The sequence below is a fragment of the Streptococcus sp. KHUD_015 genome (assembly GCF_051106265.1).
Taxonomy (GTDB): domain Bacteria; phylum Bacillota; class Bacilli; order Lactobacillales; family Streptococcaceae; genus Streptococcus.
In genome coordinates this window covers 1106537-1122917 of record NZ_CP193665.1, presented here as the reverse complement: position 1 = coordinate 1122917, position 16381 = coordinate 1106537, and the positions used below count along the sequence as shown (strand labels likewise).

The 16381-nt window shown below is 39.9% G+C and carries 11 protein-coding genes and 1 pseudogene; 9 read left to right on the top strand and 3 right to left on the bottom strand.

Annotated elements, in window-relative coordinates; translation table 11 throughout:
- Position 1: 1 nt before the first annotated feature.
- Together ACORHU_RS05130 and tnpA are read left to right on the top strand one after the other, a co-directional pair.
- On the top strand, positions 2 to 811 hold the full coding sequence (locus ACORHU_RS05130) for an MBL fold metallo-hydrolase (protein WP_414337684.1): 810 nt from the start codon (positions 2 to 4) through the stop codon (positions 809 to 811).
- A gap of 187 nt (positions 812 to 998) precedes the next feature.
- Entirely contained in the window at positions 999 to 1388 is a 390-nt protein-coding gene (gene tnpA / locus ACORHU_RS05125) for an IS200/IS605 family transposase (protein ID WP_414337681.1), read from the top strand.
- A 509-nt stretch (positions 1389 to 1897) separates the two neighbouring features.
- Here the strand turns inward: tnpA and ACORHU_RS05120 are convergent.
- A complete protein-coding gene (locus ACORHU_RS05120; RefSeq protein WP_434363795.1) occupies positions 1898 to 2650 on the bottom strand; it encodes an ABC transporter permease in 753 nt (250 codons plus the stop codon).
- Positions 2651 to 2660: 10 nt separating this feature from the next.
- Complete coding sequence (locus ACORHU_RS05115) at positions 2661 to 3569, bottom strand: ATP-binding cassette domain-containing protein (RefSeq protein ID WP_434363794.1); 909 nt, start codon at positions 3567 to 3569, stop codon at positions 2661 to 2663.
- A 317-nt stretch (positions 3570 to 3886) separates the two neighbouring features.
- Between ACORHU_RS05115 and merR the strand changes: the two genes are divergently transcribed.
- The 3 genes and pseudogenes from merR (at position 3887) to ACORHU_RS05100 (ending at position 7429) form a co-directional block, all read left to right on the top strand.
- Positions 3887 to 4279, top strand: coding sequence for an Hg(II)-responsive transcriptional regulator (gene merR / locus ACORHU_RS05110; protein ID WP_001863748.1), 393 nt, complete (start codon positions 3887 to 3889; stop codon positions 4277 to 4279).
- Positions 4280 to 4307: 28 nt separating this feature from the next.
- Positions 4308 to 5948, top strand: a complete 1641-nt coding sequence (gene merA, locus ACORHU_RS05105; RefSeq protein WP_001031938.1) for a mercury(II) reductase — start codon at positions 4308 to 4310, stop codon at positions 5946 to 5948.
- A gap of 159 nt (positions 5949 to 6107) precedes the next feature.
- A pseudogene (locus ACORHU_RS05100) lies at positions 6108 to 7429 on the top strand (ISL3 family transposase).
- A gap of 78 nt (positions 7430 to 7507) precedes the next feature.
- On the opposite strand, the gene ACORHU_RS05095 reads toward ACORHU_RS05100, so the two are convergent.
- Complete coding sequence (locus ACORHU_RS05095; RefSeq protein ID WP_434363792.1) at positions 7508 to 8317, bottom strand: Cof-type HAD-IIB family hydrolase; 810 nt, start codon at positions 8315 to 8317, stop codon at positions 7508 to 7510.
- 144 nt (positions 8318 to 8461) lie between these two features.
- On the opposite strand from ACORHU_RS05095, the gene ACORHU_RS05090 reads away from it, so the two are divergent.
- The 4 genes from ACORHU_RS05090 (at position 8462) to addA (ending at position 16364) form a co-directional block, all read left to right on the top strand.
- A complete protein-coding gene (locus tag ACORHU_RS05090; protein ID WP_125451694.1) occupies positions 8462 to 8923 on the top strand; it encodes a MarR family winged helix-turn-helix transcriptional regulator in 462 nt (153 codons plus the stop codon).
- Positions 8916 to 9335, top strand: a complete 420-nt coding sequence (locus tag ACORHU_RS05085; protein ID WP_434363790.1) for an EVE domain-containing protein — start codon at positions 8916 to 8918, stop codon at positions 9333 to 9335. The genes ACORHU_RS05090 and ACORHU_RS05085 overlap by 8 nt, the downstream gene beginning before the upstream one ends.
- Before the next feature lie 106 nt (positions 9336 to 9441).
- Positions 9442 to 12717, top strand: a complete 3276-nt coding sequence (gene rexB, locus ACORHU_RS05080) for an ATP-dependent nuclease subunit B (protein WP_434363789.1) — start codon at positions 9442 to 9444, stop codon at positions 12715 to 12717.
- The gene (gene addA / locus ACORHU_RS05075; RefSeq protein WP_434363788.1) at positions 12714 to 16364 is read left to right on the top strand and encodes a helicase-exonuclease AddAB subunit AddA; all 3651 of its coding nucleotides are present in this window, start codon (positions 12714 to 12716) and stop codon (positions 16362 to 16364) included. Before rexB ends, addA begins: the two co-directional genes overlap by 4 nt.
- The last annotated feature ends 17 nt before the right edge of the window (positions 16365 to 16381 follow it).

Below are 16381 nucleotides of genomic sequence, written 5' to 3'. Positions count from 1 at the left end.
AATGAGTGAAACAGGCTTTAAATACAGTATTTTAGCGTCGGGTTCCAGTGGAAATTCCTTTTATCTGGAAACTCCAAAAAAGAAACTTTTAGTGGATGCCGGCTTGTCTGGTAAGAAAATTACTAGCCTACTTGCTGAAATTAATCGCAAACCAGAAGATCTGGATGCTATCTTGATTACGCATGAGCATTCAGACCATATCCATGGAGTGGGTGTTTTGGCTCGTAAATATGGTATGGATTTGTATGCCAATGAAAAGACCTGGCAGGCTATGGAAAATAGCAAGTATCTTGGCAAGGTAGATTCTTCCCAAAAGCATATCTTTGAAATGGGCAAAACTAAAACCTTTGGAGATATTGACATCGAAAGTTTTGGTGTGAGCCATGATGCAGTCGCACCGCAGTTCTATCGCTTTATGAAGGATGACAAGAGTTTTGTCATGCTGACTGATACAGGTTATGTTAGCGATCGTATGGCTGGCATTGTCGAAAATGCGGATGGCTATCTTATCGAGTCCAATCATGATGTAGAGATTTTGCGAGCAGGTTCTTACGCTTGGCGACTCAAACAACGAATCCTATCAGATCTAGGTCACCTTTCTAACGAGGACGGTGCTGAAGCTATGATTCGGACGCTAGGAAATCGTACTAAGAAGATTTACCTTGGGCATTTATCTAAAGAAAATAATATCAAGGAACTGGCTCATATGACCATGGTCGATCAGCTAGCACAAGCTGATCTGGGAGTCGGAGTAGACTTTAAGGTTTATGATACCTCACCAGATACCGCAACACCATTGACTGAGATATAAAAAGAAGGTTCTTTGTCAACTGTAGAGGGTTGCAGATAAGCTAAACTCAAGAAAGGACAAATTTCGTCCTTTCTTTTTTATTATGTGACTTTCAGTCCGTCTCTCTCCGTTAGGTGTGAGACAAAAAAACTCCAAACGCGATACAATAAAGGTATTCAAGCCAATTGTAAAGCGAAAGGAGAAAAATATGGCACAAAAGGCTCATAGTTTATCGCACACAAAGTGGCGCTGTTCTATCACATTGTGTTCACCCCTAAGTATAGACGAAAAGTTATCTATAATCAATATCGGAAGTAGTTTAGGCGAAATATTTCATCGCTTGTGTAGTTATAAAGTAGTTGAAATTATCGAGGGTCACTTAATGCCAGATCATGTACATATGTTAGTCAGTATTTCACCGAGGATAAGTACTTCGAGTTTCATGGGTTATTTAAAAGGTAAGAGTGCTCTCATGATGTTTGACAAACACGCTAATCTCAAGTACACGTTTGAGAATCGGCATTTCTGGGCGGAAGGTTATTATATGAGTACGGTGGGACTCAATGAAGTCACAATTAAGAAATATATCCAAGATTAAAGAAATGGTCCAGTGGATGATTTCTTCACGAGTATGAAAATTTGAGAACGAGTAAAGCATGATATAGCACTAGATAAATTAAGTGTAAAAGAATATGAGAATCCCTTTAGGGATAGTGGTAAGTAATATCCAAGCCTCTTTGAGAGGCAAGTGACGAGTCAAGAGCAATAAGTCTTGAACAAAGTGAAAGCCAGCGTCTTTAGGCGCTGGCTGGTAATTTGGGCTTATAGTCCTGGGACAAACCACCCGTTTGACGGGTGGTCATGATTTGAAAAAATACATGTTTTCTACCACCCAATCTAAGGAATTGTGAAGAGCTACAGTATAGTAGATTGAAATAAAAACTAAACAAATTTATTAAGGAATTTAAAGAAATATTTTAGAAGCGATATTGTGCAATTCTAGATTCAATCTACTATAAAGACCACGGATTTGTATTGTTCATCTTCATTATAAGGTAAACTTCTTTTTCTATCATGAGTTAGCAGGCTCTACCTGCTTGAAGTTTTTTATAGACTTTTCTTTTTGAAAACTGCCAGTCCACTTATATTAAAAATTACAATAACAGCTAAAGTAACTATAAGTGTATAGAAAATGGATTCACTATTAGCAGTCATTGCATAGAAAAACTGCAATGATAAATATGGCAAAATTTTGATACTTGGGAAGATGAGCATTGGCATAGAAAGTAAGATAGAGCTGACCAAATAACCAATAAATACCGCAAGATAAGAATGACTAACATAGAGAATGAAGGAAACAATGGAAAGCCAAGCAAGGAGGCAAAGGAATTGAAGGAAAATGGTTACCAGTAGATTGCCAATAAAACCATCAGGCATAGTTCCAAATCCATTTAAGATAGTTGCTGGAATAAAGGCAATCACAAGACAGATGATGACTTGCAAAAGTGCAATACAAGTCAATACAAAGGCTTTGGCAAGGAAAAACTCGGTACGAGAAACACCCACTGTTAAATTATTTTTATAGAGTTTTCCGATTAAATCAACACCGAGAACTAGACAAGTTAGAATAATACAGAGAAAAACGAGGTTTGAACCTTGACTAGATGCGTTAATCAGGGCTTGTACACCGTCCCAACCATGGGTTGGAATTTCTGGCTCTTCTGTCTGGATTGCCATCAGATGGCCAGTAGCTCCAATACTTGCGCCCATTAGCATGAGAGAAAAGAGAATGACCTCTGTAATCCAAAAACCTTTGGAACGGAAAAGACGGTAAAAGTCTGCTTGAATGGTATGTATCATGATTTTCCTCCTATTGGACCAATTGAGTGAAGTATTCTTCTAGGTTTTGACGGGCGTAGTAAATCTCGTCAATAGCGACATCTGCCAAGGTTAAGTCCTTAAGAATCTGTTTGACATCTTGTTCCTGACCAAAGATGTGGATTTCATTCTCAGGATTGACAACCTTGAACTGGAGCTGGATTTGTTCTTTCAATACTTGACAAGCTTTCTCTTGGTCAGCTGTCTTAAGCACAATATAATCCTCACTTAGTGTTTCAAATTCAGCTTTGCTGATTTCACGGATAATCTTGCCTTGATCTAAAATACCAAAACGATTAGCTACGAGGTAGAGTTCTGACAAGATATGACTAGAGATGAGAATGGTTATCCCTTTTTCTTGATTTAGTCGTTGAATCATTAGTCGAAATTCTTTGATACCGATTGGGTCAAGACCGTTGATAGGTTCATCTAAGATCAGGAAGTCTGGTTTTGATAGAAGGGCAATGGCGATCCCAAGTCTTTGTTTCATTCCTAGCGAGAAATCACGAAAGACTTTCTTACCTGTATCAGATAAACCTACATAATCCAGTGTTTCTCGAATGACTTGATCAGCATTTGGAATATGACGAATCATACAATAATATTTCAGATTTTGGTAGGCTGTTAAGTGATTATGAGCTACGGGTGATTCGATAACAGAACCTACTCGAGATAGAGCCTTGGTCCACTCATTTTCCGAATGGCTAGAGAAGAGGGAAACAGTCCCTTTATCCGCAAACAGTAGTTGCGTAATGATTTTTATCAAGGTGGTTTTCCCAGCTCCGTTCTTTCCAATAAGTCCATAAATATCTCCCTCTCTTATCGTTAGATGAAGTTCCTGAAGGATAGCTTGTTTGTCAAAGTTTTTGGACAATCCATGAATGTCAAGTACTGTTTTCATGATTCTCTCCTTTTGATTTATTTTGATAATTTTAGTATAAAGCATAGAAATCAAAGAAAACTCAAGCATTTCTAAAGAATTTCTAAAGTTTTAGGAATTCTGGGTCTTCGGAATATATAGTGGAATTACTTTCTTAATAGTTTAAAAACAACTGGTGTTTAAATCGGATTTTCTGGTGGGATGTTAGGATAATCAATAGTATTATATAAAAGTATCAATCACATACGAGTGATACTTTGGGAAAAAAATAAAATAGTCCAATTTACTTGACCGTGTACTATGGTACATGGTTTATAATATTCAGGGGGTGAAATAAGATGATTTATCGCATTAGTGAGTTTGCAGATAAATGTGGAGTTAATAAAGAAACGATCAGATATTACGAGCGAAAAAATTTATTACAAGAACCTCACCGAACGGAAGCTGGTTATCGGATATATTCATATGATGACGTTAAGCGTGTTGGATTTATTAAACGAATACAGGAACTTGGTTTCTCTTTAAGCGAGATTTATAAATTACTTGGTGTTGTAGATAAAGATGAAGTTCGTTGTCAAGATATGTTCGAATTTGTTTCTAAAAAACAAAAGGAAGTGCAAAAACAAATAGAGGATTTAAAACGAATTGAAACTATGTTAGACGACTTAAAACAACGATGTCCAGATGAAAAGCAATTACATTCGTGTCCAATAATAGAAACATTAACATGAGAGATTAATTAACGAAAGGAGCTTTTTTATGAATAAATTTAAGGTAAACATTTCAGGAATGACTTGTACGGGTTGTGAAAAACACGTAGAATCAGCACTTGAAAAGATAGGTGCTAAAAATATTGAGTCTAGTTATCGTCGTGGTGAAGCAGTATTTGAACTGCCCGATGATATTGAGGTTGAAAGTGCAATAAAGGCGATTGATGAAGCAAATTACCAAGCCGGAGAAATTGAAGAAGTATCATCACTAGAAAACGTGGCGTTAATTAATGAAGACAATTATGACCTTCTTATTATTGGTTCTGGTGCTGCTGCCTTTTCTTCGGCAATTAAAGCTATAGAATACGGTGCAAAAGTTGGAATGATTGAGCGTGGAACGGTTGGGGGAACCTGTGTGAATATTGGCTGTGTTCCGTCAAAAACTCTTCTTAGGGCAGGGGAAATCAATCATTTATCAAAAGACAATCCGTTTATAGGTTTACAAACATCCGCTGGAGAAGTGGATTTAGCTAGTTTAATCACGCAAAAGGATAAATTGGTGAGCGAACTTCGGAATCAAAAATATATGGATTTAATTGATGAATATAATTTTGATTTAATTAAAGGTGAAGCAAAATTCGTTGATGCTAGTACGGTTGAGGTCAATGGGACAAAGTTATCTGCAAAACGTTTTTTAATTGCAACAGGTGCATCGCCTTCGTTGCCCCAAATTTCAGGACTTGAAAAAATGGACTATTTAACTAGTACAACACTTCTTGAGTTAAAGAAAATACCAAAACGATTAACTGTAATTGGTTCAGGATACATTGGAATGGAGCTTGGACAACTATTTCATCATTTAGGTTCAGAAATAACGCTTATGCAAAGAAGTGAGCGACTTTTAAAGGAGTATGATCCTGAGATTTCAGAGTCAGTTGAAAAAGCGTTAATTGAACAGGGTATAAACCTTGTCAAAGGGGCAACTTTTGAGCGTGTTGAACAAAGTGGAGAGATAAAAAGGGTTTACGTAACAGTAAATGGCAGTAGAGAAGTCATTGAATCAGATCAGTTACTTGTTGCCACTGGAAGAAAACCAAATACGGATTCTTTAAATTTAAGTGCAGCAGGTGTTGAAACTGGAAAAAATAATGAAATCCTGATCAATGATTTTGGTCAAACAAGTAATGAAAAGATTTATGCAGCAGGAGATGTGACTTTAGGACCACAATTTGTATATGTAGCAGCCTATGAAGGTGGAATTATTACTGATAATGCTATTGGTGGATTAAACAAAAAAATAGATTTATCGGTAGTTCCTGCTGTTACGTTTACGAATCCGACGGTTGCAACGGTTGGTTTAACAGAAGAACAAGCAAAAGAGAAAGGGTATGATGTGAAGACATCTGTATTACCTTTAGATGCTGTTCCAAGAGCAATTGTAAACCGTGAAACAACCGGTGTATTTAAACTAGTAGCAGATGCAGAAACACTAAAAGTATTAGGGGTTCATATTGTATCTGAAAATGCAGGAGATGTCATCTATGCAGCATCATTAGCTGTTAAATTTGGCTTAACGATAGAAGATTTAACAGAAACCCTAGCACCATATTTAACAATGGCTGAAGGGCTAAAATTAGTTGCACTTACGTTCGATAAAGATATTTCGAAATTATCTTGTTGTGCAGGCTAAGGGAACTTTTTTACAACTCCCTATTCAAGTGAACCAGCTAATGCTTTAAGGGATTTTCTAAGTGCATTTGTGGTCACAAAAATAATTTAACACTGATGATTTCGACATCAAATCTATAATTGATACCTTAACACTGCAGAGTAATAAAGGATGAATAATATGTCAGACTTATTATCCCTACCAGACATTAAAACAATAGAACCGCCACAAGAAAATGAAACCGATATGATGTTTAAAGTTGAAGCAGTCGGACCACCTGAACGTTGTCCTGAATGTGGTTTTGACAAGTTGTACAAACACAGTTCAAGAAATCAACTAATTATGGATTTGCCCATTCGTTTAAAGCGAGTGGGCTTACAATTGAACCGTAGACGATACAAGTGTCGTGAATGCGGATCTACCTTCTGGGAACGCCTAATATCTGTAGATGAAAAGCGTAGTATGACCAAAAGGCTTTTAAAGTCCATTCAAGAGCAATCCATGTCTAAGACCTTTGTAGAAGTCGCAGAAAGCGTTGGTGTTGACGAGAAAACCATTAGGAACGTTTTTAAGGACTATGTGGCACTCAAAGAACGTGAATACCAGTTTGAAACTCCTAAGTGGCTTGGGATAGACGAGATACATATTATCCGTAGACCTCGGCTTGTATTGACTAATATTGAACGCAGGACTATTTATGACATCAAGCCTAACCGTAACAAGGAAACAGTCATCCAACGTCTTTCAGAAATCAGTGACAGGACTTACATTGAGTACGTCACAATGGATATGTGGAAGCCCTACAAAGACGCAGTGAACACTATCCTTCCACACGCTAAAGTTGTCGTAGATAAGTTTCATGTAGTTAGAATGGCTAATCAAGCCTTATCTAACGTCAGAAAGTCTTTGAAAGCCCATATGAGCCAAAAAGAAAGACGTACCTTATGCGTGAAAGGTTTATCCTTCTAAAGCGTAAACACGATCTAAATGAACGTGAATCATTCCTCTTAGATACTTGATTAGGTAATCTTCCTGCTTTAAAAGAAGCCTATGAACTCAAAGAAGAGTTTTACTGGATATGGGATACTCCTGATCCAGATGAAGGTCATCTTCGTTATAGTCAATGGAGACACCGTTGTATGTCCAGCAACTCTAAAGACGCATATAAAGACCTCGTGAGAGCCGTAGACAACTGGCATGTTGAAATATTCAACTACTTTGATAAAAGGCTCACTAATGCTTATACGGATTCAATTAACAGCATTATTAGGCAGGTAGAGCGAATGGGTAGAGGTTACTCGTTTGATGCCTTACGAGCCAAAATCCTTTTCAATGAGAAGCTCCATAAAAAGCGTAAGCCACGATTTAATTCAAGTGCTTTCAATAAAGCTATGTTATACGATACTTTCAATTGGTATGAAGTGAATGATCACGACATTACAGACAACTTAGGTGTCGATTTTTCCACACTTATTAAGAATTTGGAGAAGGGTGATTTATAAACCCTTTTCCACCATAAAATCCGAATACCCGGAATTCTTAAATATCAAAACCCAGTTGACACGAACTGGGCTTCTTAATTATAAAATATATTTCTCGATGGCACGCGCAACGCCGTCTTCTTCGTTGCTTGCTGTAACGGCATCCGCAAGAGATTTGACATAATCGCTGGCATTTCCCATAGCAATACCAAGGCCTGCAAACTGGAGCATTTCGATATCGTTATTGGCATCGCCCATGGCCATAATCTCTGAGGAATCAATCTTCAGAATCTCTGCCAGTCGTGACAGAGCGGTAGCCTTTGTCGTACCAAGTGGCATGGCTTCATAAATGACAGGCTGTGAACGAACTCCACTAAATCGTTGACAGAGTTCCTCAGCAAAACTCTGCTCAAAATCGTCTGTTTGGCTCTCTGTTCCTAAAAACATACCTTGGAACATACGATACTTGCCACTGGTCGCTTCTTCAAGGGAAATTTCAGTCAGGTCTGAAAAGACTAGCTTGGCATCATTTTGAATGATTTCATTAGGCTTGCCACCGAGAACAAAATAGTGCTCCTCATCAAAAAGAGTCAACTGAACATCACTTTTTTCAGCTAGGTCATAGAGATATTCAATGTCAGCTGGACTTAGTTCTTGCCAATCAACTAGCCCCCAGTCACTGGTCTGGTGAGTTGAACAACCGTTGTTGACAATGACATACTCATTCTGGAGGTCAAGTCCCAGTTTTTGATAGTAGGGGAGGACGCCAAAAAGCGGGCGACCTGTACAGAGAACTAGTTTGACACCTTTTTCGATAGCTTGGTGAATAGCAGTAATGTGAGCTTGTGGAATTTCCTTGGCTTCATTGAGGAGGGTTCCGTCCATATCCAAGGCTAGTAGTTTAATCATAGGTCTTCCTTCTTTATCTTTTGGTATTATTATAGCATATAGACTATAAAATGTCTGACAGAATTGTAACATTCGACTTTCCTTTTCTTGAAAAACAAAATAAATTCTTATATAATATGTATACTTAATATTTAAGGAGAAAAAATGTCAAAGTATCACTTTAATTCAATTTACAAAAATGATGAAACAGAATCTACAGGTCTTCTTTTCATCAAAGTCTACAACAAGTGGGAAAGCAACTTAAAAAGAGTTTTGAAATCGTTTGGCCTCACTTTGCCCCAATTTATCGTTTTAACCTCGCTCTTGTTCCTGAGCAATAGAGAGGAATATGTAACGCAAGTTGATATTGCTCGGTTCACCGGTATGGATGTTATGACGGTTTCCCAGATTGTTAGACTATTAGAGAAGAAAGACTACATTAAACGTGATCAACATCCAAAGGATAGTCGGGCAAAACTGGTCTCAGTGACGAAGTCTGGCGCAGAGAAGGTCAATCATGCTTTACCCTTAGTAGAGGGGATTGATGAAGAATTTTTTGAAAAACTTTCTAACGATAGAGAAGGTTTTAATCGCATGTTAGTAGAGCTGGAGGATAAAAATGCCTAGATATTGGGTCGGAGTTGTTTCGAAGAACCATGTTTTAATAGGAGTTGAAGGGAATTTTTGCCAGGTCTGTCATGGAAAGGGTGGCCCCTTAAATCGTATGAAAAAAGGCGACTACCTTTTATACTATAGTCCAAAATACGATATGAACGGTCAAGACAAGTTACAGGCTTTTGTGGCTGTAGGTAAAATTATTGATGTCAAAGCCTATCAAGTAGAGCAGTTTGAAGGATTCTTTCCCTTTAGACGAAATGTTGAGTATTATCAACCGGTCAAAGATTGCTCCATAGAAATAGCCAGACAACATCCTGAATGGAAAGACTATACTTCTCGACTTCGTTATGGACATTTTGAAGTTTCCAAAGACTTTTTCCTCTATATCTTTCAGCATATGAAAGTGGATGATGAAACATGATTGATTTGCTAATTAAATGATTGTCAACTAGAATTTTGGATTTGGTCTGTGAAGCGAACTTTGCTATAATAGAGTAAGAAACTTTGATAAACCAAACGAGGCTGAGATGAAACTACTTTATACTGATATTCGGACTTCTTTGACAGAAATCCTGACCAGAGAGGCGGAAGAGCTCGTTGCCGCGGGTAAGCGAGTCTTCTATATCGCTCCCAACTCTCTTTCTTTTGAAAAGGAACGCGCCGTGCTGGAATGCTTGTCCCAGCAGGCTTCTTTTGCTATTACCGTCACGCGCTTTGCTCAAATGGCTCGTTATCTGGTCTTGAATGACCTACCTGTCAAAACCAGTCTAGATGACATCGGTCTTGGGATGGCCTTTTATAAGTGCCTTGCGGAACTCGATCCTAAGGACTTACGTGTTTATGGTGCTATTAAGCAGGACCCTCAATTTATCCAGCAGTTGATTGAACTTTACCACGAGATAACCAAAGCTCAGATGAGTTTTTTGGACTTGGATAGTTTGACGGATGAGGACAAGCGAGCGGATTTACTCTTGATTTTTGAGAAGGTAACGGCTTATCTTAATCAAGGCCAGTTGGCTCAAGGAAGTCAGTTGTCCCATTTGATTGAGGCTATTGAGAATGACAAAGTAAGTAGTGATTTTACTCAAATTTCCTTGGTTATTGACGGCTTTACCCGTTTTTCTGCCGAGGAAGAGCGGATTGTGGACTTGCTTCATGGCAAGGGTGTTGAGATTGTCATTGGAGTTTATGCTAGTAAGAAAGCCTATACCAGCCCTTTTAGCGAGGGGAATCTCTACCAAGCCAGTGTGGAGTTCTTCCATCATCTAGCCTCTACATACCAAACACCTGCTCAGGATTGTTCTCAGACTCATGAGAAGATGGATAGTTTTGACAAGGCCTCTCGTTTGTGGGAGTCTTCTTATGACTTTTCAGAATTAACATTGGATGTCGATGAGAAGGATCGTGAAAACTTACAAATCTGGTCTTGTTTGACGCAAAAGGAGGAGTTGGAGTTAGTTGCCCGTAGTATCCGTCAGAAATTACATGCTGATCCAGACCTGAGCTACAAGCATTTTCGTATTCTGCTGGGAGATGTGGCTTCTTACCAGTTATCCCTTAAAACTATTTTTGACCAGTATCAGATTCCTTTCTATCTTGGTAGAAGCGAATCCATGGCGCACCACCCTTTAACTCAGTTTGTCGAGTCTATTTTAGCTTTGAAACGCTATCGTTTCCGTCAGGAGGATTTGATTAACCTCCTCAGAACTGGTTTGTATACCGACCTTAGTCAGGCTGATATTGACTCATTTGAGCAATATATCCGCTATCTTGGTATCAATGGCTTGCCAGCCTTTCAGCAAACCTTCACCAAATCTCACCATGGAAAATTTAATCTTGAGCGTTTGAATGCCCTTCGTCTGCGTATTTTAACACCTCTTGAAACCCTCTTTGCCAGTCGAAAACAGAAGGCTGAAAATCTCTTGCAAAAGTGGAACTCTTTTCTAAAAGAAGGAGCTGTGACCAAGCAGTTGCAAGATTTGACAGCCACTATGGAAGCTGTAGAACAGGAAAGACAAGCCGAAGTTTGGAAGGCTTTCTGTCATATTTTAGAACAATTTACGACTGTTTTTGCTGGTTCACAGGTTAGTCTAGAGGACTTTCTAGCCTTGCTCCATTCTGGAATGAGCCTATCTCAGTATCGCACCCTTCCAGCAACAGTGGACACTGTTCTGGTGCAGAGTTACGATTTGATTGCACCCTTAACAGCTGACTTTGTCTATGCCATTGGGCTAACTCAGGACAATTTACCAAAAATCGCGCAAAATACTAGCCTTTTGACAGATGAAGAAAGACAAAATTTAAACCAAATGACTGAAGAGGGAGCGCAATTGCTGATTGCCAGCAGTGAAAATCTCAAGAAAAATCGCTATACTATACTTTCCTTGGTCAATTCTGCCCGTAAGCAGTTGGTTTTGTCGGCTCCAAGCCTTTTTAACGAAAGTGAAAGTAAGGAATCTGCCTATCTTCAAGAGTTGGTCCATTTTGGATTTAGTCGAAAAGAGAAGAGGATGAATCACAAAGGGCTGTCTAAGGAAGATATGGGGTCATATCACAGTCTTTTGTCCAGTCTAGTTGCCTATCACCAGCAGGGCGAGATGAGTGAGACTGAGCAAGATTTGACATTTATCAAGGTTCTTGCGCGTGTCATGGGTAAAAAACTAGACCAGCAAGGTCTGGAAAATCCTGCCCTTCCAACCAGTCCAAGCAGTAAGCAGTTGACCAATGATACCTTACAAGCTCTCTATCCTACTGATCAGGAGTTTTACCTCTCTACCTCCGGTTTGACGGAGTTTTATCGCAATGAATACAGTTATTTCCTCCGCTACGTTTTAGGCTTGCAAGAAGAATTACGCCTATGTCCTGATGCCCGTAGTCACGGAAATTTCTTACACCGCATTTTTGAACGTACCTTGCAGTTGCCTAACGAAGATTCCTTTGATCAACGTTTGGAACAGGCTATCCAAGAAACCAGTCAAGAACGCGAATTTGAAGCCATTTATCAAGAAAGTTTGGAAGCCCAGTTTACCAAGGAAGTTCTGCTTGATGTTGCACGGACGACTGGCCATATTCTTCGTCATAATCCAGCCATCGAAACCATCAAAGAGGAAGCGAATTTTGGCGGAAAAGACCAAGCCTTTATTCAATTGGACAATGGTCGCAGTGTATTTGTACGAGGTAAGGTTGACCGGATTGACCGATTGAAAGCTGATGGGGCGATAGGAGTGGTAGACTACAAATCCAGTCTGACTCAGTTCCAATTTCCTCATTTCTTTAATGGGCTTAATTCCCAGTTGCCAACTTATCTAGCTGCCTTAAAAAGAGAAGGGGAGGAGAACTTTTTCGGCGCTATGTACTTGGAAATGGCTGAGCCTGTCCAATCTTTGACGGCCGTTAAAAGTCTGGCAGGTGCAGTAGTAGAAGCTAGCAAGTCAATGAAATACCAAGGCCTCTTTTTAGAAAAAGAAAGTAGTCATTTGGGCGAGTTTTACAATAAAAACAAGGCTAATCAGCTGACAGATGAGGAATTCCAGCTCCTACTGGACTACAATGCCCATCTTTACAAGAAAGCAGCTGAGAAGATTTTAGCAGGCCAGTTCGCCATTAACCCTTATACTGAAAATGGCAGAAGTATTGCACCGTATGTTCAGCAACATCAAGCCATTACTGGCTTTGAAGCCAATTACCACTTAGGTCAAGCCCGTTTTCTAGAAAAGTTGGACTTAGCTGATGGCAAGCGTCTTGTCGGAGAAAAACTCAAGCAAGCTTGGTTTGAAAAAATAAGAGAGGAGTTGAATCGATGAAGCCCATTCCCTTTTTAACTGAGGAGGAAATTCAAAAATTGCAAGAAGCAGAAGCGCACTCGAGCAAGGAACAAAAGAAAACTGCTGAGCAAATTGAAGCCATCTACACTTCTGGTCAGAATATCCTTGTCTCAGCGTCGGCTGGTTCTGGTAAAACCTTTGTCATGGCCGAGCGTATTCTGGACCAGTTAGCGCGTGGTGTCGAAATTTCTCAACTCTTTATCTCGACCTTTACCGTCAAGGCTGCTACAGAGCTTAAGGAACGTTTGGAGAAAAAAATCAGCCAACAAATTCAAAAAAGTAGTGATGTTGACCTCAAACAACACTTAGGTCGCCAGTTGGCAGACCTACCCAACGCTGCCATCGGAACCATGGACTCTTTTACACAAAAATTCCTTGGCAAACATGGCTATCTGATTGATATTGCGCCTAATTTCCGTATTTTACAAAACCAGAGCGAGCAACTCATTCTCAAAAACGAAGTCTTCCATGAGGTCTTTGAAGCGCATTACCAAGGTAAACAGAAAGAGAACTTTAGTCATTTGCTGAAAAATTTTGCTGGGCGTGGCAAGGACGAACGGGGTCTGCGCCAACAGGTCTATAAAATCTATGACTTCCTCCAATCCACCAGCAATCCTCAGAAATGGCTGAGTGAGTCTTTTCTCAAAGGCTTTGAGAAAGCTGATTTTAGCAGTGAAAAAGAAAAACTGACCACACAAATCCAGCAAGCTCTTTGGGACTTGGAAAGTTTCTTCCGTTATCATCTGGATAATGATGCCAAGGAGTTTCCAAAGGCTGCTTATCTAGAAAATGTCCAGTTTATTCTGGATGAAATTGGCTCCTTAAATCAAGAGTCGGATAGTCAGGATTATCAAGCGGTGCTTTCGCGTGTTGTCGCAATTTCGAAAGAGAAAAACGGCCGAGCTCTGACCAATGCGAGTCGTAAGGCTGATCTGAAGCCACTGGCCGATGCCTACAACGAAGAGAGAAAGACCCAGTTTGCTAAACTAGGACAACTGTCAGACCAGATAACCATTCTCGACTATCAAGAACGTTATCATGGAGAGACCTGGGAACTAGCTAAGACTTTCCAAACCTTCATGAGTGATTTTGTGGAAGCTTATCGTCAGCGTAAACGTCAGGAAAATGCCTTTGAATTCGCTGATATTAGCCATTACACCATTGAGATTTTAGAGAATTTCCCGCAAGTTCGTGAGGCTTATCAGGATCGCTTCCACGAAGTAATGGTCGATGAGTATCAGGATACCAACCACATTCAAGAACGGATGCTGGAATTGCTATCTAATGGCCTCAATCGCTTTATGGTGGGAGATATCAAGCAGTCCATCTATCGTTTCCGTCAGGCAGACCCGCAGATTTTCAATGAGAAATTCCAACGCTATGCGCAAAATCCCCAAGAAGGCAAGCTCATTCTCCTCAAGGAAAATTTCCGTAGCAGTTCAGAAGTGCTATCAGCAACCAATGATGTTTTTGAACGCCTTATGGACCAAGAGGTCGGCGAAATCGACTATGATAACATGCACCAGCTTGTTTTTGCCAATACCAAACTGACTCCCAATCCAGACAACAAGGCAGAATTTCTCCTCTACGATAAGGATGACACAAGTGAGGAAGAAGATAGTCAAACAGAAACGAAACTAACAGGCGAAATGCGCTTAGTTATCAAGGAAATTCTTAAACTTCATCAGGAACAAGATGTTGCCTTTAAAGAAATTGCCCTTCTGACCTCCAGCCGCAGTCGTAATGACCAGATTCTTCTCGCCCTGTCTGAGTACGGGATTCCTGTCAAAACCGACGGCGAGCAAAACAATTATCTCCAATCCCTAGAAGTACAAGTCATGCTGGATACCCTTCGTGTCATTCACAATCCCCTGCAAGACTATGCCTTGGTTGCCCTTATGAAGTCTCCTATGTTTGGCTTTGATGAGGACGAGTTAGCACGTTTATCTCTTCAGAAAGCAGAGGATAAAGTTCACGAAAATCTCTATGAGAAACTAGTAAATGTTCAAAAACAGGTAAGTAGCCAAAAAGTCTTGATTCACTCAGCTCTAGCTGAGAAACTAAAGCAATTCATGGATATCTTGGATTCTTGGCGCTTGTATGCCAAAACGCACTCTCTCTATGACCTGATTTGGAAGATTTATAACGACCGTTTTTACTACGATTATGTTGGAGCTTTGCCAAATGGTCCTGCTAGACAGGCCAATCTCTATGCCCTAGCACTGCGTGCTGATCAATTTGAAAAGAGCAATTTCAAGGGCTTGTCTCGTTTTATTCGTATGATTGACCAAGTTTTAGAAGCCCAGCACGATTTGGCAAGCGTGGCCGTCGCACCGCCAAAAGATGCAGTAGAGCTCATGACCATCCACAAGAGTAAAGGGTTAGAGTTTCCTTACGTCTTTATCCTCAATATGGATCAAGACTTTAACAAGCAAGACTCTATGTCAGAAGTCATTCTCAGTCGTCAGAATGGTCTTGGTGTCAAATATATCGCCAAAATGGAGACAGGAGCAGTGGAAGATCACTATCCTAAAACTGTCAAACTCTCCATTCCTAGTCTGACCTATAGACAGAACGAAGAGGAATTACAGCTGGCAAGCTATTCTGAGCAAATGCGTCTGCTGTATGTTGCCATGACGAGGGCTGAGAAAAAGCTCTATCTTGTCGGTAAGGGTTCTCGTGAAAAGCTGGAAGCCAAGGAATACCCAGCAGCTAAAAATGGAAAACTAAATAGCACTACTAGACTGCAAGCAAGGAATTTCCAAGATTGGATTTGGGCTATCAGTAAAGTATTTGCCAAGGATCATCTCAACTTTATCTATCGTTTTGTTGGTGAGGATCAGTTGACTAGAGAAGCCATCGGAGAATTAGAAAATAAGAACCCTCTCCAAGCTAGCTCCCAAGCAGACAATCGTCAGTCAGATACCATCAAAGAAACTCTTGAAATGCTAAAAGAGGTGGAAGTTTATAACACTCTTCACCGCGCAGCCATTGAACTGCCTAGTGTTCAAACCCCAAGTCAAATCAAGAAATTCTACGAGCCTGTTATGGATATGGAAGGTGTAGAGATTGCAGGTCAAGGCCAGTCAGTAGACAAGAAAATCACCTTTGATTTGCCAGATTTTTCAAGCAAAGAAAAGGTAACAGGAGCTGAGATTGGTAGTGCTACCCACGAACTGATGCAGAGAATTGACCTCAGTCAGCGACCAACGCTTGCTATCCTGACAAAAACTCTCAAACAAGTTCAAACCAGCCAAGCTGTCAGAGACAAGATCAATCTTGCTAAAATTCTTGCATTCTTCGACACAGCACTCGGTCAGGAAGTTATCTCTAATATCAACCATCTTTATCGCGAGCAACCTTTCTCCATGCTCAAAAGAGACCAAAAGAGTCAGGAAGACTTTGTTGTCCGTGGTATCCTTGATGGTTATCTACTTTACGAAGATAAAATTGTTCTGTTCGACTATAAGACAGACCGCTATGATGAACCAAGTCAACTCGTAGACCGTTATCGTGGACAGTTAGCGCTATACGGAGAAGCTTTATCTCGAGCCTATTCGATTGAAAATATTGAAAAATACTTGATTTTATTAGGTAAAGAAGAGGTTCAAGTTGTAAAAGTATAATCTAGAAAGGAGACCTC

Excerpts from the sequence above, each read along its gene's own strand:
- ACORHU_RS05130 (WP_414337684.1), top strand. The coding sequence starts at position 2 with ATGAGTGAAACAGGCTTTAAATACAGTATTTTAGCGTCGGGTTCCAGT.
- tnpA (WP_414337681.1), top strand. The coding sequence starts at position 999 with ATGGCACAAAAGGCTCATAGTTTATCGCACACAAAGTGGCGCTGTTCT.
- ACORHU_RS05120 (WP_434363795.1), bottom strand. The coding sequence starts at position 2,650 with ATGATACATACCATTCAAGCAGACTTTTACCGTCTTTTCCGTTCCAAA.
- ACORHU_RS05115 (WP_434363794.1), bottom strand. The coding sequence starts at position 3,569 with ATGAAAACAGTACTTGACATTCATGGATTGTCCAAAAACTTTGACAAA.
- merR (WP_001863748.1), top strand. The coding sequence starts at position 3,887 with ATGATTTATCGCATTAGTGAGTTTGCAGATAAATGTGGAGTTAATAAA.
- merA (WP_001031938.1), top strand. The coding sequence starts at position 4,308 with ATGAATAAATTTAAGGTAAACATTTCAGGAATGACTTGTACGGGTTGT.
- ACORHU_RS05095 (WP_434363792.1), bottom strand. The coding sequence starts at position 8,317 with ATGATTAAACTACTAGCCTTGGATATGGACGGAACCCTCCTCAATGAA.
- ACORHU_RS05090 (WP_125451694.1), top strand. The coding sequence starts at position 8,462 with ATGTCAAAGTATCACTTTAATTCAATTTACAAAAATGATGAAACAGAA.
- ACORHU_RS05085 (WP_434363790.1), top strand. The coding sequence starts at position 8,916 with ATGCCTAGATATTGGGTCGGAGTTGTTTCGAAGAACCATGTTTTAATA.
- rexB (WP_434363789.1), top strand. The coding sequence starts at position 9,442 with ATGAAACTACTTTATACTGATATTCGGACTTCTTTGACAGAAATCCTG.
- addA (WP_434363788.1), top strand. The coding sequence starts at position 12,714 with ATGAAGCCCATTCCCTTTTTAACTGAGGAGGAAATTCAAAAATTGCAA.